Annotated in this window: 21 protein-coding genes; 10 read left to right on the top strand and 11 right to left on the bottom strand. The window is 50.7% G+C overall.

From position 1 onward, the window contains the following. Positions 1–64 precede the first annotated feature (64 nt). Complete coding sequence (locus PsAD5_RS05190; protein ID WP_063291325.1) at positions 65–1,966, top strand: PhoX family protein; 1,902 nt, start codon at positions 65–67, stop codon at positions 1,964–1,966. A 173-nt stretch (positions 1,967–2,139) separates the two neighbouring features. Here PsAD5_RS05190 and PsAD5_RS05185 read toward each other — a convergent pair whose 3' ends face one another. From PsAD5_RS05185 to PsAD5_RS05155, 7 genes are all read right to left on the bottom strand, one after another. Then, the gene (locus tag PsAD5_RS05185) at positions 2,140–2,706 is read right to left on the bottom strand and encodes a hypothetical protein (RefSeq protein WP_063291324.1); all 567 of its coding nucleotides are present in this window, start codon (positions 2,704–2,706) and stop codon (positions 2,140–2,142) included. A 345-nt stretch (positions 2,707–3,051) separates the two neighbouring features. Further along, a complete protein-coding gene (rplT, locus tag PsAD5_RS05180; protein WP_008553032.1) occupies positions 3,052–3,408 on the bottom strand; it encodes a 50S ribosomal protein L20 in 357 nt (118 codons plus the stop codon). A gap of 29 nt (positions 3,409–3,437) precedes the next feature. Continuing rightward, entirely contained in the window at positions 3,438–3,635 is a 198-nt protein-coding gene (gene rpmI / locus PsAD5_RS05175; protein WP_057464257.1) for a 50S ribosomal protein L35, read from the bottom strand. A 184-nt stretch (positions 3,636–3,819) separates the two neighbouring features. Then, the gene (locus tag PsAD5_RS05170) at positions 3,820–4,470 is read right to left on the bottom strand and encodes a lysoplasmalogenase (protein ID WP_193778136.1); all 651 of its coding nucleotides are present in this window, start codon (positions 4,468–4,470) and stop codon (positions 3,820–3,822) included. A 116-nt stretch (positions 4,471–4,586) separates the two neighbouring features. Beyond that, a complete protein-coding gene (locus PsAD5_RS05165; RefSeq protein WP_063291322.1) occupies positions 4,587–5,093 on the bottom strand; it encodes a nucleoside deaminase in 507 nt (168 codons plus the stop codon). Positions 5,094–5,221: 128 nt separating this feature from the next. After that, the gene (gene infC, locus PsAD5_RS05160) at positions 5,222–5,764 is read right to left on the bottom strand and encodes a translation initiation factor IF-3 (RefSeq protein WP_082596985.1); all 543 of its coding nucleotides are present in this window, start codon (positions 5,762–5,764) and stop codon (positions 5,222–5,224) included. Positions 5,765–5,954: 190 nt separating this feature from the next. Further along, positions 5,955–7,130 carry a glycosyltransferase family 4 protein gene (locus PsAD5_RS05155; protein ID WP_057464213.1) on the bottom strand — a complete coding sequence of 392 codons (1,176 nt, stop codon included), beginning with the start codon at positions 7,128–7,130 and terminating at the stop codon, positions 5,955–5,957. A 131-nt stretch (positions 7,131–7,261) separates the two neighbouring features. Between PsAD5_RS05155 and PsAD5_RS05150 the strand changes: the two genes are divergently transcribed. After that, a complete protein-coding gene (locus tag PsAD5_RS05150; RefSeq protein ID WP_063291321.1) occupies positions 7,262–8,050 on the top strand; it encodes an alpha/beta hydrolase in 789 nt (262 codons plus the stop codon). Positions 8,051–8,084: 34 nt separating this feature from the next. Here the strand turns inward: PsAD5_RS05150 and PsAD5_RS05145 are convergent, their stop codons facing one another. Then, positions 8,085–8,981 (bottom strand): LysR family transcriptional regulator, encoded by an 897-nt coding sequence (locus tag PsAD5_RS05145; protein ID WP_208988493.1) that lies wholly within the window; start codon positions 8,979–8,981, stop codon positions 8,085–8,087. Positions 8,982–9,111: 130 nt separating this feature from the next. On the opposite strand from PsAD5_RS05145, the gene PsAD5_RS05140 reads away from it, so the two are divergent. The 3 genes from PsAD5_RS05140 (at position 9,112) to PsAD5_RS05130 (ending at position 10,838) form a co-directional block, all read left to right on the top strand. Next, complete coding sequence (locus PsAD5_RS05140) at positions 9,112–9,621, top strand: lactoylglutathione lyase family protein (protein ID WP_063286729.1); 510 nt, start codon at positions 9,112–9,114, stop codon at positions 9,619–9,621. A 130-nt stretch (positions 9,622–9,751) separates the two neighbouring features. Continuing rightward, the gene (locus PsAD5_RS05135; protein WP_063286728.1) at positions 9,752–10,369 is read left to right on the top strand and encodes a flavodoxin family protein; all 618 of its coding nucleotides are present in this window, start codon (positions 9,752–9,754) and stop codon (positions 10,367–10,369) included. Positions 10,370–10,517: 148 nt separating this feature from the next. Beyond that, positions 10,518–10,838 (top strand): DMT family transporter, encoded by a 321-nt coding sequence (locus PsAD5_RS05130; RefSeq protein ID WP_057464218.1) that lies wholly within the window; start codon positions 10,518–10,520, stop codon positions 10,836–10,838. A 22-nt stretch (positions 10,839–10,860) separates the two neighbouring features. Here the strand turns inward: PsAD5_RS05130 and PsAD5_RS05125 are convergent, their stop codons facing one another. Together PsAD5_RS05125 and PsAD5_RS05120 are read right to left on the bottom strand one after the other, a co-directional pair. Continuing rightward, positions 10,861–11,736 carry a nucleoside-diphosphate kinase gene (locus PsAD5_RS05125; RefSeq protein ID WP_063291319.1) on the bottom strand — a complete coding sequence of 292 codons (876 nt, stop codon included), beginning with the start codon at positions 11,734–11,736 and terminating at the stop codon, positions 10,861–10,863. A gap of 34 nt (positions 11,737–11,770) precedes the next feature. Beyond that, complete coding sequence (locus PsAD5_RS05120; protein ID WP_063291318.1) at positions 11,771–12,463, bottom strand: SDR family NAD(P)-dependent oxidoreductase; 693 nt, start codon at positions 12,461–12,463, stop codon at positions 11,771–11,773. 266 nt (positions 12,464–12,729) lie between these two features. Between PsAD5_RS05120 and PsAD5_RS05115 the strand changes: the two genes are divergently transcribed. Together PsAD5_RS05115 and PsAD5_RS05110 are read left to right on the top strand one after the other, a co-directional pair. Then, complete coding sequence (locus tag PsAD5_RS05115) at positions 12,730–13,644, top strand: AraC family transcriptional regulator (RefSeq protein WP_193778135.1); 915 nt, start codon at positions 12,730–12,732, stop codon at positions 13,642–13,644. Between the two features lie 310 nt (positions 13,645–13,954). Next, positions 13,955–15,979: a hypothetical protein gene (locus tag PsAD5_RS05110; protein WP_084405913.1), complete on the top strand. Its 2,025-nt coding sequence runs from the start codon at positions 13,955–13,957 to the stop codon at positions 15,977–15,979. A 26-nt stretch (positions 15,980–16,005) separates the two neighbouring features. On the opposite strand, the gene PsAD5_RS05105 is transcribed toward PsAD5_RS05110, so the two are convergent. Then, positions 16,006–16,929 carry a LysR family transcriptional regulator gene (locus PsAD5_RS05105; protein WP_063291315.1) on the bottom strand — a complete coding sequence of 308 codons (924 nt, stop codon included), beginning with the start codon at positions 16,927–16,929 and terminating at the stop codon, positions 16,006–16,008. A 90-nt stretch (positions 16,930–17,019) separates the two neighbouring features. On the opposite strand from PsAD5_RS05105, the gene PsAD5_RS05100 reads away from it, so the two are divergent. The 3 genes from PsAD5_RS05100 to mepA all read left to right on the top strand — a co-directional run bounded on the left by PsAD5_RS05100 (position 17,020) and on the right by mepA (position 19,867). Beyond that, positions 17,020–17,610, top strand: coding sequence for a flavodoxin family protein (locus PsAD5_RS05100; RefSeq protein WP_063291424.1), 591 nt, complete (start codon positions 17,020–17,022; stop codon positions 17,608–17,610). Positions 17,611–17,742: 132 nt separating this feature from the next. Then, on the top strand, positions 17,743–18,786 hold the full coding sequence (locus PsAD5_RS05095) for a patatin-like phospholipase family protein (protein WP_063291314.1): 1,044 nt from the start codon (positions 17,743–17,745) through the stop codon (positions 18,784–18,786). An 88-nt stretch (positions 18,787–18,874) separates the two neighbouring features. Continuing rightward, a complete protein-coding gene (mepA, locus tag PsAD5_RS05090) occupies positions 18,875–19,867 on the top strand; it encodes a penicillin-insensitive murein endopeptidase (protein ID WP_063291313.1) in 993 nt (330 codons plus the stop codon). The last annotated feature ends 289 nt before the right edge of the window (positions 19,868–20,156 follow it).

Genomic DNA, 20,156 nt, shown 5'->3' with positions numbered 1-20,156 from the left:
GCTTCGTGAAGATGTCATGTTAGCGCTCTAGTGTGCGCTCACCTTCTTCTACGGGATTTTTCCAATGACGAATGAATTTATGAATGAACTCACAGCAGATGAATGGGATGAACAGAACTTCCCACGTGCTGAAGAAAATGAATTTGACCGCGTTGTCGAGCGTGCGATTTCACGCCGCGGGTTTCTGGGTGGCGTGTTGGCATTTGGTTCCGCCGCAGCTGTGATGGGCACTGGTGTCCTCAGCCTCTCCATGTCTGAAGCCAAAGCTTCTACTTCACGTTTCGCGTTCAAGCCCATCCCAACTTACACTGATGCGACTGTACATGTGCCTGAGGGCTACAACTGGGAAATACTGGCGCGCTGGGGTGATGCACTGGTGGATGGTGCTGAAGCCTTCAACCATGAGACAGGTGGTTCTGCTGCTGGTGCTGACAAGGTGTTTGGTGAGAACACCGACGGCATGGAAAGCTTCCAGTTTCAGAGCAAGCAGTTGCTGGCGATCAACCATGAATACGCTAACCGCAAGATAAACCTGCCCCAGAACGAAGATGGTGCTCCTAAGAGCGCCGAGGATGTTCTGAAGCTACAACATCTGCAAGGCGTGGTCGTCATTGAAGTGGAAGACGGGGACAATGGCTGGTCTATCGTGAAGAACAGCCCGTTCAACCGCCGCATCACACACAACACCCCGATGACGTTGGCAGGCCCTGCTGCTGGTCACCCTTTGCTGCAGACAGCAGCTGACCCTTCCGGTACGCAATCGCTTGGCACCTTCAACAACTGTGGTTCCGGCAAAACACCGTGGGGCACGTACCTGACTTGCGAAGAGAACTTCAACGGGTACTTTGGCGCGACTGAGGCTGCTCCTGCGGCACGTCTGGACGGTGTTGATGCTGGCTATAAGCGCTATGGCATCAACGAGACGGGTTTCAACTATGACTACCATAAGTTCGATGAGCGCTTTGACATTGCGAAGAACCCGAACGAACCGCATCGTGCTGGCTGGATTGTAGAGATCGACCCAACAGACCCAACCTCAACACCGGTGAAACACACTGCTCTGGGCCGCTTCAAGCATGAGAATGCAGAAGCTGTTTTGGCACCAGATGGCCGCGTGGTCGTTTACATGGGGGATGATGAGCGCGGTGAGTTCATGTACCGCTTTGTCTCCAACGGCGTTTACGCTCCAGGGCAGCCAACTGATGGCTTACTCGATGAGGGTACGCTCTATGTTGCCAGGTTCAACGATGACCAGACAGGTGAGTGGTTGGCGCTAACCCCAGTGACCACTGGTATGGACGCGGCGAGCATCGCGATCTTCAGCCGTATTGCCGGCTCTGCTGTTGGCGCGACCACCATGGATCGCCCGGAATGGATTTCTGCCAATCCTAATGCAGTAGAAGCTTATTGTTGTCTGACCAACAACAAGAACCGCGGCGTGAAGCCAAACGCAGGTGGTGACGATACTTCCGTCAACGGGCCGAACCCACGCGAGACCAACAAATACGGCCAAATCGTGCGCTGGCGTCCGCACAATGAGGATCATGCCGCTGATACGTTTGACTGGGATCTTTATGTGATGGCTGGCAATCCTGCCGTTCACGAAGGTCCGAAGGCCGGGTCTGCAAACGTCAATGCTGGCAATATGTTCAACTCACCAGATGGTATGGCATTTGATGAGACGGGCATGGTCTGGATCCAGACAGATGGCAACGACAGCAATGAAGGCGATTTTGCCGGAATGGGCAACAACCAGATGCTGGTTGGTGATCCTGTAACAGGAGAGATCCAGCGTTTCATGACCGGACCAACCGGTAGCGAAGTCACTGGCCTGACCTGGTCTGCTGATCGCCGCAGCATGTTTGTGGGCATTCAGCACCCGGGCGGTAACTGGCCAGACGGCGGCAAGCTGCCACGCTCTTCCGTCATTGTCATTAAGCGTGATGATAATGGTGGGATTGGGTAAGTCATTGAAGTGAAGACTTGGGCCCTTCGGGAGAAGTTCCGGAGGGCTTCTTTGTATCTATGCTGCATGATGAAGCTATTGTGCCACCTGTAAATCACTGCTTCCCGGAACAGTCACTCCAGCATCAGAAACCTTAGCCTAAAACTGACCTGTTAACCTTACAACAAGTAATCCTATAGGTGATCAATTCCTAATTCTTTCTGTAGCTCTACAACCAACCCTTCGCACCAAGTGATCATCATCCAATGGGCTTGGAACAGCTCATCTAGATCGAGCTTGATCCCAACATGCCTATTGCCCCTATTGTCAGTTGGATATCGAAATCGATCAGCCAAAGGATCAACAGACTGAGCATCTTCAAACAACACGAACACCTTCTTGGTGATTTCATCGTCCATGTATAGGCCTTTGTCGGTAGCCGCTTTCTTTAGCTCTTTAAACAAAACCAAGAGATTGTGGCCGGGTTTGCTTTTGAACTTACCTTCTATCTGGAGAATTGAAGACTTGGCCGTGAGTTCAATGCTCTGCCGCCATACGCTGAGCAATGGCAGTATCAAGAAATTGGATTGCTCAGCTTTCACGACGTCCCACAACTTTTCAAACCCGCTTTGAAAGCTGTACGAGACTAGATCCCACGATCCAGAAGTTAAGTCGGTGTGCGAGTCGTGCAAGACCCCTTCTAGATAAGGGTACTCTTCCATAATTTTATCGGAAAGTGCTTTTCGCTTTTGTGCCGACATGATTTCCTCAATGAATACATACTCAAAATCTCATTCCTTGCGCCTCGATAGCAGGCTGGCTTTGGCAAGGAAAGCAGTGTTCTCATTACAAACATAGTTGCTTCTAGATCTGCAAAACTTAAGACGTGGCGGCCGAGAGAGGCAGCCCGTATTGGTGTTTTGTAGACTTTGCAACAAGTGCTTCCTGCATACTGTGTTCTTCCAGCAGCCAGCACTCATCTCTTCGGGAGGGAAATATATTTTCCCTTCGAACTCTCTCAGAACACCAATAGATAGACACAAAAAAAGCAGGCTCCTTTCGGAACCTGCCTTTTTCAAAAAAGCTTCTGCTTTCTACTATAGCAATTAAGCTACAGCAGCCTGCGCCTTTTCAACCAGTGCTTTGAATGCGTCTGGCTGATTGATCGCGAGGTCAGAAAGAACCTTACGGTCAACTTCGATGCCAGCTTTGTTCAAGCCATCGATGAAGCGGCCGTAGGTCATGCCGTGTTCACGGGTCGCTGCGTTGATACGCTGGATCCAGAGTGCACGGAAGTTCCGCTTGCGAGCTTTACGGTCGCGGTAAGCGTACTGTGCCGCTTTCTCGACTGCCTGCTTAGCAACGCGGATGGTGTTCTTACGACGGCCATAGTAACCTTTGGCTGCCTTAATAACTTTTTTGTGACGAGCGTGGGCGGTGACGCCTCTTTTTACACGTGACATGGTAGTCTCCTAGTGTCAGGTTTTAAGGCTTAGCCGTAAGGCAGATATTTTTTCACGATACGTGCATCTGCATCGCACAGAGTGGTTGTACCACGTGCGTTACGGATGAACTTGGTCGTGCGTTTAATCATGCCGTGGCGTTTGCCAGCCTGGCCACACTTAACTTTGCCAGTCGCGGTCAGCTTGAAGCGTTTTTTAGCTCCAGACTTCGTCTTCAACTTGGGCATTTTGCGTCCTTTCTTGTGATGATCAGTAAACTGATCAAAAATTTGCAATGGATGCATCAGAAGCCGCCACGGCATGCCCTGTAATTTCTGCCTGATTTCCTATAAATACCTAGGAGGCAAACTACAGCCGGGCGACTTTGAACGAGGCCTTATAAAACTGCCAGCAGGGGAATGCAAGAAGATTTCAAGAGAACTTGCTGACTGGAACTCGGTCTCTGCTGATAGCCAAGAATATCAACATCTGACCACAATAATAAAATGTCCAAAGTGCTACTGAAACTGGTAGCTGAAGAGGGCTGATGTCGTCCAGGCGGAAGAGCTGGATAGCTAACAAAGTGTCAGACATCATGAAGGCGAGAGCGCCTATCAAAACCCAGCCACCAACCTGTGCTGCCATCCCTCCCATAGTTGCTATCAAAATTATATAGATCGCAACAGGAATCATGAGATCACCGGTAAAGGGAAGCAACCACCAGCCAGTTGACAGCACCAGAACTGAGAGAGCAGCTCCTGACACTATGAATATCCTGGAATCGAAATGCCTGATTTTTCGAGAGAACAGGAGGATATAAAAAACATGTGCGACCGCAAAACTGCAAAGCCCAACAAGGAACCAAACTTCACCCGGCACAGCCAGCGATGCATCTCCAACTGATGATGTCGTCAGGGCCAATGCAAGCAGGAGCGGAGCTTGCGTTACAAAAGCCCAAAGAGCAACAACTCCGAGAGCAGTTGTTTTCACAACGGTTTTCAGTAATGACGGGTCTTGCCAGCAAAAATACACTCCATAGGCAAGCGCAAAACTAAAGCTAATTAAGAAAATAACCTGTCGCATTATCATCGCCTAATTTCAAAACCTATCGAAACCAGGCTAAGGCGCCTTTTGATCGAATGAAATAGCCTATACGGCAAATAATTTTCTACAAAGAATGTTGCCGACCATGAAGTGCTTTAGATTTCTATCCCAAGCCTTTTCATCGCGCTTGCACACTGCGTGAAGAGCAGCTTACAGGCTTCACGCTCAACGCCTTCAATCACTGTGATCTGGGGGCGCTGCACCATATGACCTGTCAGATCCTTCGTTCTCAAATCCATTTCCTGAGGCCAGAAGTGGGTCGCGTCCTCATTGGTGAAAGCGCCGAAAACAACCTGATCAATGCCAGCCCATATGGTTGCGGCGGTACACATGGCACAAGGCTCACAGGTGCTGTACATGGTGCAACCGGCAAGCCAGCGAGAGCCCAATATTTTACTGGCCTGCCGAATGGCATTGACCTCTCCATGACAGGTCGGGTCACACTCCCGGATCACACTGTCATAAGCCTGAGCCAACAACCTTCCGTCAGCGGTATAAATCGCCCCACCGAATGGAGAAGGATGCAAGGTTTGGAAGGAGGAAGCAGTGAAGGCAACAAGCGCTAGCATTCGCTCGTGATGTAATTTCATCTCGTCATTCATAATCAGCCTCCACTCTCAGGTACAAACGAAAATACCCGACACAATGTGCCGGGTAATCTCAAAATTCTCTGGGGCTGCGGTTGAGTAGCTACACGGAAACAAAGCCGGAGCGCTTCAACCAACCCGTATTAACGAGCGATAGGTGAGAGCACCATCATCATCTGGCGGCCTTCAAGCTTTGGATGGGACTCGACTTTAGCGATGTCCGCAGTCTCTGCTTTAACCTTCAGGAGCAACTTCATGCCGAGATCCTGGTGAGCCATTTCACGGCCACGGAAGCGAAGTGTCACCTTCACTTTATCACCATCTTCAAAGAAGCGCTTCATGTTCCGCATCTTCACTTCATAATCATGAGTGTCGATGTTCGGACGCATTTTGATTTCTTTGATCTCAACGATCTTCTGTTTTTTGCGTGCTTCTGCAGCTTTCTTCTGAGCTTGGTACTTATAGCGACCATAGTCCAGAATCTTACAAACAGGTGGCTGACTGTTCGGAGCAATTTCGACCAGGTCCAAACCTTGTTCCACCGCCATTGCGAGGGCTTCTTCGGTTGGAGTTGGGCCGAGGTTGTCACCCTCGGTGTTGATCAGCTGCACTTCGCGAACGCGAATCTCTTTATTGGTGCGCGGCCCTTCCTTAGTGGGTGGCGGTGCGCGAAACGGACGGCGAATGTGAGTATCTCCTCTTTAGACTGCCGAACTTGCGAATATTTGGTAACAGTTCAATGACTGGTTCCGACTGTTTCGTCAAGTCGAGAAACGCGTGGGAAGGGCATCAATTGCGCTGCATTGCTAGAATCAGGAAAAATGCCACGTAAGTCAACACTAGTTTTGTAGGTTCTGACGCGACATTTACAACCAGTTAGCTTCCTGTTGGTAACAGCTCGCGGTAAACGTTTAGTGTGGCATCACACATAGCCTGCTTGGTGAATGACCGTTCTACATGGTCATGAGCCCGTTTGGTGAGTTTGGCACGGTCTCCAGCGCTCATATCCAAGGCCTGAGCCATCAACTCGCAGAGTTCTTCAGCATCACCATTTTCAAAATGCCAACCAGTACGCTCTTCAGCCTTTACAACAGGCGGTACAAGAACCGTTTCCGGTACAGCACCAATGTTGGAGACGATGATCGGCACACCCGCTGCTTGCGCTTCTACAGCTGCACGACCAAAAGCCTCGGCTTCAATGGAAGCAACAACAGAAACATCTGCTATTGCGAGGGCTGCCGGAACATCTGAGCAGTGCCCAACGATGCGCACGCGTTCTGTCAGATCAGATTCTGCAATCTGAAGTTCCAAAGACTGGCGATAGGATTCGCGCCCCTGATCATCGCCCGCCAAAACCACAAGCACGTCATCATAGCCGCCACGTTCGATCAACTGGCGCGTTGCTTCAATCAGCACGCGCTGGCCTTTCCATTCAGTCAGGCGAGCAAGGTTTATCACCACGCGGCGGTTGTCAGAGACACCCCAGCGCGCACGCAGGTCTGTGATACGCTCATCGCTGATATTGTCGGGGTTGAAGGATTCCACATCCGGGCCGCGATAGATAACCGAGGTTTTGCCTTTTGTGCGCGGGTCGCGTTTTTCCACCAGATCCGCTGTGAATCTGGAGTTCGCGATCACCTTGTCCGCACGGGTCATGGAGGAGTTGTAGAACGCCTTGAACTTGTTCGTTTCCTTATAGATGCCGTGATAGGTGGTGACATAAGGAATATTGAGACGATGGGCAGCCCACAAGGCCGACCATGCAGGGGCACGGGATCGGGCATGCACCAGATCAACTCTGTTCTGCTGGCAGATACGCTCAATCAAATAGGAATTACGCCACATGGTCCAAGGGTTCTTGGACTTCACTGGCAGTTCAAAGTGCACCGCCCCTGTTGCTTCCAACTCGGGGACCATGCGTCCGCCCTGCGAAATCACAAGGCTATTCCAGCCTTCGTTGACGATCGCCTCTGCGACATCCACTGTGGTGCGCTCGGCTCCGCCGGTTTGAAGGTCGGGGACAATTTGCAAAATGGTCGGCACTTTGGACATTTCTCTATGTTTTTTGAGAGTGATCCAACTATGCTCGCCAAAATGTCCGGCGGGCAACTGTGGAGGCACTGTAATCAGGTTTCCGAACAATTGCCGGCCAGTATAAGCCGATAAGTGTTTGGAGGTTATGAATGAGTGCTGACTTACCGCAATTCATCAGCGTTGGCAAAGGAGACAGTGCACGGAAGATCGCAGTGCGACATGATGAACGCGGTGCGCCGGGTGTTCTGTGGCTTTCCGGTTTCAAATCCGACATGCTTGGCACCAAGGCCGAAGTGCTTTGTGAGTGGGCTGAGAAGCAAGGCCTGACCTGCACGCGCATGGATTATTCCGGTCACGGTGAATCCGGCGGTGAGTTTGTTGACGGCACCATCTCTCTTTGGTTGGAAGAAGCCGTTGCTGTGTTCAGGCAGTTCTGTAAAGGACCGACCATTTTTGTTGGCTCTTCCATGGGTGGCTGGATGGCACTGCTGCTGGCAAAAGCGCTGCATGAAGCCTCCGAGACCATTGAGGGCACCCTCTCCGGCATGGTGCTGATTGCCCCTGCCCCGGATTTCACCGAGGAGCTGATGTGGAAGCATGAATTTACCGATGAAATCAAGCAGGAGATTATGGAGAAAGGCCGCTTTGAGCGCCCATCCGAGTATGAAGATAGCCCATACATCATCACCCGCGATCTGATCGAGGACGGCAGGACAAACCTTTTGCTTGGCGCGCCGATCATCACCAATTGCAAGACCATCATTTTGCAAGGTCAGAAGGATGATGCAGTGCCGTGGCAGCATGCGCTGCGCATTGTTGAAGGCATGGCCCATGACGATGTGGTGCTGACACTGGTGAAAGACGGCGACCACCGCCTATCTCGCCCGGAAGATCTGGACCGCATGATTGCTGCTGTGGCGGAACTGGCCCAGCGCTAATCTGATTTTGTGGTTAGGCTTCTGTGATGGTAGCCTAACTGCTGCTCATTTGACCGCATAGTTCTGCGATTTTTTTGCTGAACCAGTCATAACGCGCTGCCAAAGTGCGATGCTTTTTAGCTGTCAGATAGAGCGGGTCACTGACGGCTTCTTTCAGCTCCACAATTCTGATGTTCGCTTGTGCCTCAAAACTGCGAACGGCGGTTTCTGGTAAAACCGTGTACCCGAGTCCTTGCGCAACAGGTACAAGGATCTGACTGAGCTGGTTGATGTAACCGGTTGTTCTAAGGTCAGCAGAAACAGCACTTATCTCTGGAAAATTTGGCGTGAGCAGGTGCTCTGCATAGTGTAGTCCATCCGGATGATCGATGAAGCCCAGCGACTCCAGGTCCGCGAAGACCGATGGGTTCCCCTCGAAATCGGCTGGCACCACAAGGCAAAGCGGTTCATCGCCGATGTGGTGTTGCACAAGTGAGGACTGAACAGTCTGCTGAGTAACGATGCAGAGATCGACCTCATTGCTTTGCAACAGTTGGAGGCTGCGATGATTGGGAGCGACTTCGACTTTCAGCAGCAAACCGGGATGGGCGCTCTGTTGCTTGAGAAGCTTTGGATAGAGGTAAAGCGCCATAGACCCGGAACAAGCAATGCGGATTTCACCGGTATTGGGATCGTCTTGCTGTATGGCGGCGCGAAGGTCTGCTTCCTGCCTCTCTGCTTTCAATGCAAAGCCCAGTAAAAGCTCTCCTTCCCGCGTCAACTCAAAGCCCTTGCCGATTTTTGTGATCAGCGGCGCACCGATTTGCTGCTCCAGCTTTTTCAGGTGCTGGCTTACACCCGGCTGTGTCATGCCAAGCTGATTGGCTGTCTGGGTGAAATGACCAGTTTCAGTTAGTTTAACGAAGGTCTTAAGCCACTGAGAATTCAACATGGCCCAAGAATACATAACATTAAATTATCATAAAACTAATAAATGATAATTTTTGGTTTTCTCACAGAGTTGCTACATCCAACGTATCCAAGGCATTCCGCCTGTAATGTTTAGCGTAGAGAGGTCTGTTATGTCCGCACCTTATCCAAGACGTTTCTCTCACATCGGTCTTTCCGTTCCGGATGTTGAAGCCGCAGTGAAGTTCTATCGTGATGTGATGGGCTGGTACATCATCATGGAACCAAGCGAGATTGTTGAAGATGATAGTCCGATTGGTGAAATGTGTACTGACGTGTTTGGTAAAGGCTGGAAGAGCTTCAAGATTGCTCATCTTTCCACCAGTGATGGCATTGGTGTGGAGCTTTTTGAGTTTGCGCAGAACGAGACCCCGGAAAATAACTTCGAATATTGGAAGACCGGTATCTTCCATTACTGTGTTCAGGACCCGGATGTGGAAGGTCTGGCCGCCAAGATTGAGGCTGCTGGCGGTAAACGCCGCATGAAGGAGCCGCGCTACTATTATCCTGGCGAAAAGCCGTACCGCATGATCTACATGGAAGATCCATTCGGCAACATTCTGGAAATCTACAGCCACTCCTATGAGCTGCATTATTCCAGCGGAGCCTATAAGGAATCCTAGGTAAACAGGTATGTGCGTGACGAATTTTAATCGAGCACATCTAAATCTGCCCAAGCTATCTTAGAGTAGCTGAAAGGCGTTTGCTCCCAAATAGACCGGAATTCTGACAGGCTTTGAAGAGTAACGGTCCATGTCAAAAGACATTCTGGTAGCAATCGCCTTTTTTTCTGCCAACGGACATACCGAGGCACTGGCACATGCAGTCGCTCGTGGCGCCAGTGAAAACGGTGCTACGGTCACTTATGTGCCTGTCAGCGATTATGAGGATACGGACTGGGACGCTCTGGAAGCTGCTGATGCCATCGTTTTTGGAAGCCCTACCTACATGGGCGGTGTTGCTGCCCCCTTCAAATTCTTCATGGATGCCTCTGCAACCGTTTGGTACAAACAAGGCTGGATCAACAAGATCGCCGGTGGTTTCAGCGTATCAGGTTCCATGAGCGGCGACCGGCACAACGTCTTCCTTCAAATGGCAGCCTTTGCAGCCCAGCATGGCATGATCTGGGTAAGCCTTGGCATGCCGCCGGGCAATAATTACAGCTTTGGCAGCGACGAAGATCTCAATCGCCTTGGCGTGTATTATGGCGCAGCAGCGCAGGCCAACATGGATCAAGGGCCAGAAGTGGCTCCTCCTCAATCAGACAGAGATACAGCCTTTGCCTATGGCGCCCGCATTGCAAAGGCGACACGTCGATGGGTGGAAGGTGGAGAAAACCATCCATCTCAAGGAAAGAGCCCTTTACACTGAGGGCTTAAACCGCGTTTCTTGTAGGTGATCAAATTTGGAGTGGACCGCTCAAACGGCATCAAGCTTTTGTTTCGTCGCGTATTCTCATTGGTGCACCGTTGGTGGTGACCAGAGGTTACGCTGTAGACGTTGCGTTGGAGGCAACTGAATGGCATGGATCTGGCTCATCATCGCTGGCCTGTTTGAAATGACCTTTGCTGTCTGCCTCAAGCTGTCTGACGGCTTTACCAGACCGCTCTATACAATAGCCTTTATCATCACAGCCTTGCTGTCACTTTACTTCCTGACCAAAGCCATGGTGTCCATACCGCTTGGTACAGCCTATGCTGTGTGGACGGGGATCGGTGCCTCTGGCATCGCTATCCTTGGCATCTTCCTCTTTGGAGAACCAGTCACCTTCCTCCGCCTCTTCTTCATAGCCATGCTCATCGCCGCAATCGTGGGGCTAAAGTTTGTTTCGAATGGGTAGGGGGGGGAGAGAGACAGATTTTTTAGATACGCTCAAAGTGGGCATCAAACATATCGGCCAACTCTTGCGAAGCTCTGATCGAACCGGGTGATTGCCCGCCGAAGCTGCCACCAACACAGAACAAATTGTTTTCTAGTATCGATGTGCGTAGCATTTCCGTTTCCAGAAGTGTGAATTTCGGCTTGTAGCACACCACTCCGTGTATCTTATGCGTCTCTTTCATGTGTCTGATATGTTGCGAATATTCCTGCAGATCATGCAGAAGCAAGACCCTCACTTCAGGCATATCTTTAGCGCTTAAATCTGCTTTCCTTCGATACCGCAACAGTTCTGTGCTGGTATGAATGCGTTCGCGGTATCCAACATACCTGCAGTTTCTCAGACTGCATGTTTCCCTGAACTGCCGCGAATTCGCCTCTTCGTTATTAGCCGCTATCAGATTGAAGCTGGCAAGTCTCGATAGCTCGCCCGACTGTATCTCGTTCAAACTACTAAAATAGACGCCCTGATCAGCAAACTGATGATGCTCGGTGATATTCAGGTTTGGAAAGAACAATTCGAACTGCACGGCAAATTCATTGCCCGGTTCTGTCGAGTGCAGTATGTTTTTGAGCTTATCCGTTGAGTGCTGCTTTCTGAAATGGAACTTATAGTTCCTTCCGAAGCCAACAGCAGAATGGCCACGATAAAGTATTGCTGCGATTGGACCACTGGTTATGTACGCTAAGTGCTGACTACTTTTGCAGATAAAGTTGCCTTCAAATTCTGCAGAACTCAGCTGCCTATTTCTAACTGCAACAATCTCGTATCCGCTCTCCAAGAAGTCAGCTCTGATGGCCTCGGCAAACCTTTGTTGATTAGACGGGTCTGGCTTAACGAGGATCATGTTGTGTTCCATCAAGGCTCCTCCCGTCAGCAAGCTGCCTAACCGCCTAGATTGTTACCAGATTATCATCCAAAGTTTCGACGACCTCTACCCGTGCCGGATCCCTCAGCAGTTTTGCAAACTTATATTTAAAGCTACCACCGGAAAGCTCGACAATTTGTTCTGATACCCAGGACGGATCAAGCATCGTCTCTGTATCTTCCTCGGTATCGTCCCAGAATGGCGTTCGAATTCCCGACGGTGCTGCGACAAGAACTTTGCCGAGGCTTTTGTCACGCACGAGTGACGCGCCTAGCATTCCCAGCGCAGATTTGGTCGCGCAATATGCAGGTTCCAGCTCACGAGGCGTATACTGTGAACTGGAGGTGATGAGCATGATCTTAAGAGGATGATCTGATCTTCTTTTCAGGCGCTGTATCAGCATCATAGGTGCTAGCAGGCCGACATTGACCATAGTTCCGAGTTGATCATCAGCAAGCTCGTCAATATGCCCACGTTGAAGGAAACCTGCGGCGTAGATAAGCGTATGAACATTGTTGAAGCCGTCCAACACCTGATCGATGTCAAGGGCTAACTGAACCGGGTCATCTGTCATCGAGAATTTTTGAAAGGTCGCTCCTTCAAGCTCAGGATTTTGGCGCCCAGTAAGCCCAACATTATGGCCTTCTTTTACATAATGCTTCGCCAGCTCAAGACCTACGCCAGACGTACCACCAACAATCAAAATATTCTTTTTCACGAAATGATGCCTTCTCAGATTTGCATTGAGCTTCAAAGTTTCTGGTCAGTTAAAGGAGATTGAAGCGTAGGTCCGAAACGATTCAGCAGAGCGTCCTACTCACTTGCTCCCTCGATTTCCAAGTGTTAACACTACCACCATCAGTTGCAACGTATTGGCAGCATCTTCATTTGCGAAAAAAATCAGATCATATTTCTTTACATCGGCAAAAAGACGTTCGGTGGGGGGACTGGGTAGAAACCTATCATGCAGTTACCGGGGATGTGGTGAACAAAGCCTATTGCCCGCCCGTAGAGAACTTTTCTGCATCTGTAAGCGCCCGATTTCTTCCAGATGCCAGCCTTTGTCTGATTTCCGGTGGTCACTATTATGTCGAGCGAACTGAGAAGCGAACTGCACAAGACAACATCGATGTGTATTGCATTCAGTTCTACTGCCATACCGGAGGAAGCGAACTTGAATGCTCCAAAGGGAGCTTTGGACTGCAGAGCGGTGATCTGATTTTTTATGATGCTACACAGCCCATGTCTGCACATCACGCAGATTATCAACTTTGCAAGTTGATGCTGCCACGCGAGAAGTTGAGTGGTTACATTTCAGCCCAGCGTAGCCACCCTATCCAGATCTTTCGCGGGAATTCTACTCCCTTGCCAATCATTCGGCAATTGATGCTCAGTCTCAGCACAGAGATCAACACACTTACAGATGATCAATACACCAGCATTGTTGATTGCATCGCAGAGTTGGTCGGACAGATCGTGTCACATCAAGACAATGAAAACTCCAGCTCTACACTTTCCCGTTCAGTTCAGCATCTCCGCAGGCTTCAAGCAAAAGGCCTGCTCCGACACAACTTATCTAACCCTGACCTGAGCAGTGATGATCTTGCCCACTTGATGGGTATTTCGCGAAGTACCCTTTACCGTCTGCTTGATCCGATGGGAGGCTTTGCAAAATACCTACGCACCATGCGGTTAGCGCGGGCCCGCCAGCTCCTACGCCTGCAAAATCGGAAAGAAATTGGAGAGCTCGCTGAGGCGTGTGGCTTTAAGCACTTATCGACATTTTCCAAGGTGTTTCGAAGCGAGTTTGACATGAGCCCCAGTGAAATGCTGAATGAACTGCATCGGAGCAAGGGGACTCCACTCAATACTTATATTCATTGGGCCAAAGCACAATAATTTCTGTGTGACGAATTTAAACTGTTGATAAATAAAAGAAATTACCTCTTCACTGACAACACATGAGTGAGGCTTACTTTTGCTTCATCGTGTCAAATGAGCCCAAAGACCTCCGAACTATTTTCTCTGGTGCTTCATGGCAGTCCTTAACTGTGAGTTTTTCCGTAATTGTCGGACACTTCATTTTTGCCAGGACTTCAATTTATGCTCATCAGTGAATGAAACAAATATTTGCAGTGCTCTCTATCTCGGTACTTTTGGATGATTAGCGGCCAAGATTCAGCCTCGCTTTTTCGGACTCTTATTGCTCATGCACTTTTCACCTTTCTCGTCAGAATTTCATCTAGCAGGTTTGGCGCTTACTTTACTTTGGTCACCTTTTACCATCACAACGAGCCTTGCACAAAGCCAGCTTCAATGGCCACCTTTGGAGGTGGTCACTTCTCTACCTCACCCACAAGACCCTTCTGTAACTCTCTCTCTTGCTAACGCTATCAATGCAGATGGGACAATAGTCGTTGGCGTACAGGGCCTGGCAGGGGCCTCTAGCGCAGCTGTCTGGAATACAACTCAGTCCCCCACTGTCCTTCTTGGCAATCTTCCAGGATATTCGAGCTCATTTGCGACAGGGGTCAGCGCTAATGGGCAAGTTGTTATTGGCAACTCTATAAAATATTCAAATTCGAGTGTGGTACATGCATTCCGTTGGGAGGGAGGTCACTTACAGGACCTTGGGCACCTTCCTGGAGGAAACGAGGCATTTGCAACCGCGACCAATGCATCTGGAGAGATTGTGGTGGGCAACGCAGATAATTCCAGCGGCCTCACACGCGCATTTCTTTGGCAAAATGGCAGCATGCAAGACCTAGGTACGACTGGGGGCGCTAGTGAAGCAGCAGCAGAAAATGTAAATGCCGATGGAACCGTAGTCGTCGGCACTTTAAATAAAGGAAACCAGATCTCCGGAGCGTTTCGATGGCAAAATGGCCTGATGGAAGAACTCAATCCTCTCACAGGGGATGTTGAGGCTGATGCAAAAGATGTAAGTGCTGATGGACGGATCATCGTAGGGCATTCTGGAGACCGTAGCACTCCCAATGCCACGAGATGGGTCAATGGCAAAGTTGAAAGTTTGGGGACTCTTCGCGGAGATTCCTACTCCTATGCTTTGGGGATAAGTGATAGCAGCGGTGTTGTTGTCGGCAACTCAATCGGAGCTGCCAGAACACGCGCATTTCGATGGCAAAATGGAGAAATGAAAGATCTCGGCCAACTGACAGGGGCTGTTGCTACTCATGCGATTGACATTAGCGCTGACGGTTCAACGATTACCGGCTACTCATATGATGGAACCACGTACAGCGCCTTCATTTATCGCACAGCTATTCAAGATCTCACTAACGTGCAAGCTTCTGCCATTGAGGTCGCAAATGAATTTGCGAATGCCGTGGATCTGAATAGTCATTTAGCGAGGAAGCTTAGGGAGGAAGAGTGCCACATTTCGCAGGGCCGCAATGCCTGTTTGGGTGTTCGGGCTGGCGCAACTAGTTTGTTTCAGGGGACCAATGCTTTTGGTGGTAGTTTAACTGGTGCAGTCAACATCAGCGATGCTTTCAAACTCGGTGCAAGTGTTGGGACCTATGGAGAAGGGAATACTGGTTCAACGTTGGACTTGAACTACGGTATTGGCGTCGGTGCATTCGCCGAGTATTTGATTGGTTCGTTACCTCTCGGTCCTAAGGATACGCCTGTTCGTGCCCGCCTTGATGGGGCATGGCTTTATAGCGATGCAGATGTCACACGTGGGCAAGATTTCACTGATGTACAGGTAGGAAGGGGCTCCACTCATTTCAGCAGCAGGACTGTGGGTGCGCGACTTATTGTAGATCATCAACTCTCAGAGAATTTCATGATCTCCCCCTATATCGGCGCATATTGGGAGAACACCTATCAAGCTGGATATGACGAGCAAACAGAGCTGGACACCATCGCCTATATTCACGGTAACTCGACAAGTGCAGCTGCTGGTGTCTTTGGCCTCCGCTCCCGGTTTTCTGTTTTCGAGCAACTGGAACTCGGTTTTGGTTTGCAGGGGGAAGTGGACTTCTTTGTAGATGACGTTGAGGTATCAGCTTCTACCAATATCCCCGGTCTGGCACATTTTTCTGTTGGTGCAGATCGTTCAAAGAACAGAGCTCGTTTTGTTGCCGAAGCAAGTGCAGCCTATAATATGACTGAGCAAAGCCGCGTTGAGGTCATGGGGAAGGTCTTTTCGGCCCGTTATCAGGACCAGCTTAGTGGCGATCTTGCTGTCAGGTTCTCAAGCAGTTTTTAAGTGCGTGGCATACATCGTCACTTTAGCTACCGGTATTGCTTCGTAGTTTCTTTCATCAGGTCGCGGGTCCATTTGATCATTGGGTCGTGGTGGTAGCGCTCGTGCCAGTAGAGGAAGAATTCCTGGTGGTGGTCCTTGAGGAAGTCGGGCACTGGAGAGGGAACGGTGTTGTGGCCGTTGTAGATTTGGGTGTCAAAAATGGAGGGCACCAAAAAGAGCATGTCGGATTGGCCACAGAAATGCATGGCGGCGAAGAAACTGCCGATTTTTACAGCGACGTTTCTTTTGTGGCCCAGCACTGCCAGTTTCTCATCAATTATGCTGTGCCCCGCCCCGGTGATCATGACCGAGATATGGTCCTGACTGAGGTAATCCTCCAATGAGACGGGCTTGCCTGCAAGTGGATGGTTCCTGCTCATCAAACACACGTAGCTGAAGCGGCCCAGCGAAAAGCAGTGAAGCTGGCTTGTTGCTGTGGTTGGGGTTTGGCCTGACAAGACGAAGTGGGCTTTTCCATTTTCCAGCGGTTCGAACTGATTGCGGATGTCGCTCTTCATCTCCAATTTCATGCCGGGTGCTTCACGCTTCATCCGTCGTAGAAGTGGAGGGCCATACAGATTCAACTCCAACTCCGGCCCAGAGAAACGAATGGTTTCTTCTGCAGTTGTGGGGTCAAACTCCGGTTTAGCGATCACATCCTTGATAGTTGCCAGAGCGGACGGGAGCAGCCTTTGGATCTCTATAGCTCTTTCCGTCAACTCATAATCTCCGGCAATGCGCACCAACAAGGGATCTTGCAGGGCATCGCGGAGACGCTGCAAGGCACGGCTCACTGCAGGCTGGCTCATGTGCAATTGTGTGGCAGCAACAGATACATGCCGCGTTTCCAGCAGCTTCTCCAAAACGACGAGGAGGTTCAGGTCTACACTGCGTAAATTCACCTGACGCATAATGATTATACCTTACATGCATTAGACGAATGATACTTAGCCGAATAGACAGGGGCTGTCGATCTCACAGTGCAGGAAAAGGAAGTTGCAATGAGCGTGCAGAGCAAGGTCATCGTCGTTTATCATAGTGGGTATGGCCACACTCAGGTGCTGGCGGAAGCCGTGCTTCAGGGTGCCTTGGATGTGGGTGCGGATGCTGAACTGATGTCTGTTGCCACATTGGATGATTTGAACTGGGACAAGCTGGCCGCGGCTGATGCCCTTATCTTTGGTTCGCCGACATATATGGGCAGTGCGAGTGCACCGTTCAAAGCCTTTATGGATGCCAGTTCCAAAGTTTGGATGGAGCGCGGTTGGGTGAACAAAGTCGCTGGAGCGTTTACGGTTTCCGCTTCTCGCAGCGGCGATAAACTTGGCACACTGACACAGCTGAGCGTGTTTGCTGCGCAGCATGGCATGATTTGGGTTGGGCTGGATCTTATGCCCGGCAACAACAGCAGCAAAGGCTCTGAGGAAGACCTCAACCGTTTGGGCAGCACGCTGGGTGTTATGGCACAGGCCAATGCAGATGAAGGGCCGGAGGTTGTTCCGCCAACAGCCGATAAGGACACAGCTAAAGCACTTGGTGGCAGAATTGCGAAGGTTGCAGCCTCCCTCACCCTTGTGAGTGAAGCGGCTTAACCCTTAATTCACTGCAATTGCAAGTGCTTGTATTTCTGCGGGTACAGGTGCCATCTCTTCACCTCATTTTTGGACAAACTCGATACGTATAAGAGCAAATTAAAACACAAGATCACTGTATCGGGTTTGTCTATGAAAAAAAGAAAACGCATTATCCTTTCCATTGACGGTGGCGGAGCGCGCGGCCTTATTCCAATTCGACTGCTGCGCGGCCTTGAGACCAAATTATATGAGCGCGGAAAATCCGCTCCTCTTTGCCGATACTTTGATTTGATCTGCGGAACATCCAGTGGTGGCCTGATTGCTGCTGGGCTGACAGCACCGAACCCAGACCGTGACAAATCCGGCCAGCCAGCGATGACGCTCAGCGAGCTGCAAGAGTTTTTTGAGATCGAAGCCCGTGAGCTTTACATGAACAACCGCAGGCACTGGCTGCCTCGGCGCCTCTACCATACTTTCGGGCAGTTCAATAAGGGCATTCAGGAACGGCCCATTGAGCAAGCTATCAAGCAGCATATTGGCTGGAGTGCACTTTCCTGCAGTATGACGGCTATTCTGCTGACTGCGTATGACCTGAAAAACCGCCGTGTTGTTTCCATGAGCAACAACACAACCGGGCGGGATGATTATTATTTCTGGCAGGCTGTGCGGGCAACGACCTCCTCCCCATCGTGGTTTGAACCAGCCCGCGTTGAGAACCTGACAACTGGCGATGAAGAAATCATGATTGACGCTGCCGGCTTCCTGAATGACCCAGTACTTGCAGCCTATGCAGAGGCGCGTCGTCATGGATGGGCGCCTAAAGACATCATTATTCTCTCGCTTGGCTCAGGTAATCCGGTTGAAGAGAAGCATAGCTTTAATCAGGCAGTGAACTGGGGCACCAGTGGATGGCTTTCTCCAGAAGAAGGTACGCCCCTGCTCTCCAGCTACATGCATGGGCAAACGGCCTCCACGGGACAGTATGCTGACGTGCTGTTTAAAGACATGCCGGGGATTGAGTACATTCGCCTCAACGCTGATCTTCCACACTTTGGCAGCGACATTTATAGCGTGCGTCCGGGCGAAGTGCTTCAGCTCAACCGCATTGCAGATGACCTCCTTTCCGGCCACGGAGATGAGCTGGACAAACTGGCCGACATCATGGAAGAAAGGCAGGATGGCCCCGGCTTTTAGGCTTCACAATCCTTCCGCCCCTGCTACAACCACTAGGATGAATAGTGAAAGTGATTCACGCTATAGCCGTGGATCCATCGGAGGGATCATGTTTGGGTTGAGAGGTCATCAGCGCACGATTGCCTTAATGGCTGGTGGAATTGTTGTAAGCCTGCTTTCTGCTGGTGCTCATGCTGTACCTCTTCCTGACACGAAGCCTCCGCTCTCTGCTGAGGATTATCGCGACGCCCTGAAAAAGCAGCCAGAATTTCCGGGAGCAGCCAAGTATCACTTCGGGCACAAGAAAACACCTGCCAAAACGAAACCTCTCTCCTTTGGCAGCTATGCAAGAGGTTGTGTTGCAGGGGCCGTCTCTATTCCTGAAGACGGTGAGAACTGGCAGGTCATGCGCCTGTCTCGTAACCGCAATTGGGGGCATCCTGTTCTCATTGATTTCCTGAAGCGTCTGGCTGCTGATGCGCCAGATTTGGGTTGGAATGGCTTGCTGGTTGGCGATCTTTCGCAGCCGCGCGGTGGCCCGATGTTGACGGGTCATGCTTCTCATCAGATTGGATTGGATGCTGATATCTGGCTGAGACAAATGCCAGACACACGCTTCAGCGCCAAGCAACGCGAGTCAGAGAGTGCGATTTCCATGCTGAATGGCAACCTGAGCAAACCGGGGGCGGACCGCCGCGTCAACCCGAAACGCTGGACGGATGCCCATGCGAAGCTAATCCGCCGCGCTGCCCAGGACGCTAGTGTGGCTCGCATCTTTGTAAATCCGACAATCAAGAAAGCACTGTGTGAGTTTGAGAGTGCTGATCGCGACTGGTTGCGCAAAGTACGGCCCTGGTGGGGACACCACTATCACTTCCACGTGCGGATGGCCTGCCCAGACGGCAGCACACAGTGTAAAAATCAGGCCGTGCCACCTGCTGGTGATGGCTGCGGTAAGGAGCTGACCTATTGGCTTTCTGATACCCCCTGGGTTCCTAAGAAGCCGAAACCAGGTGAGAAACCAAAACCACGCAAGCCAAAGCCTCCGCTTGCTGTTGCCGACCTGCCTAATAGCTGTGCGACGGTTTTGAGAGCAGAGTAAGTTTGGCGCGCACATGGTGATGTAGCTGATCGAACAACCTCCGGTTTGTTCGGCGGTGACTGCTTTCATGTGCTGGTGTTTAGCCCATGCTTTTCGGATGAGGCTGAGGTAGAAAAAATCATATTCATGGCCGTAGAGACTACACCGGCATGTTTGCAAACAAACTGTCCGTCGTCAAAGATAGTTGGACAAAATTGGCTTTCGATTAGTGGAGTGTCTGGCCCAATTGCGTGTTGATGTTAAGCGGCTTGTGCGTGGTAGCGCAAGCGTCGGTTTTGAATAGTTCTGC

This window comes from Pseudovibrio sp. Ad5 (assembly GCF_001623095.1).
Classification (GTDB): domain Bacteria; phylum Pseudomonadota; class Alphaproteobacteria; order Rhizobiales; family Stappiaceae; genus Pseudovibrio.
This window is presented reverse-complemented; position numbering and strand designations above follow the sequence as displayed.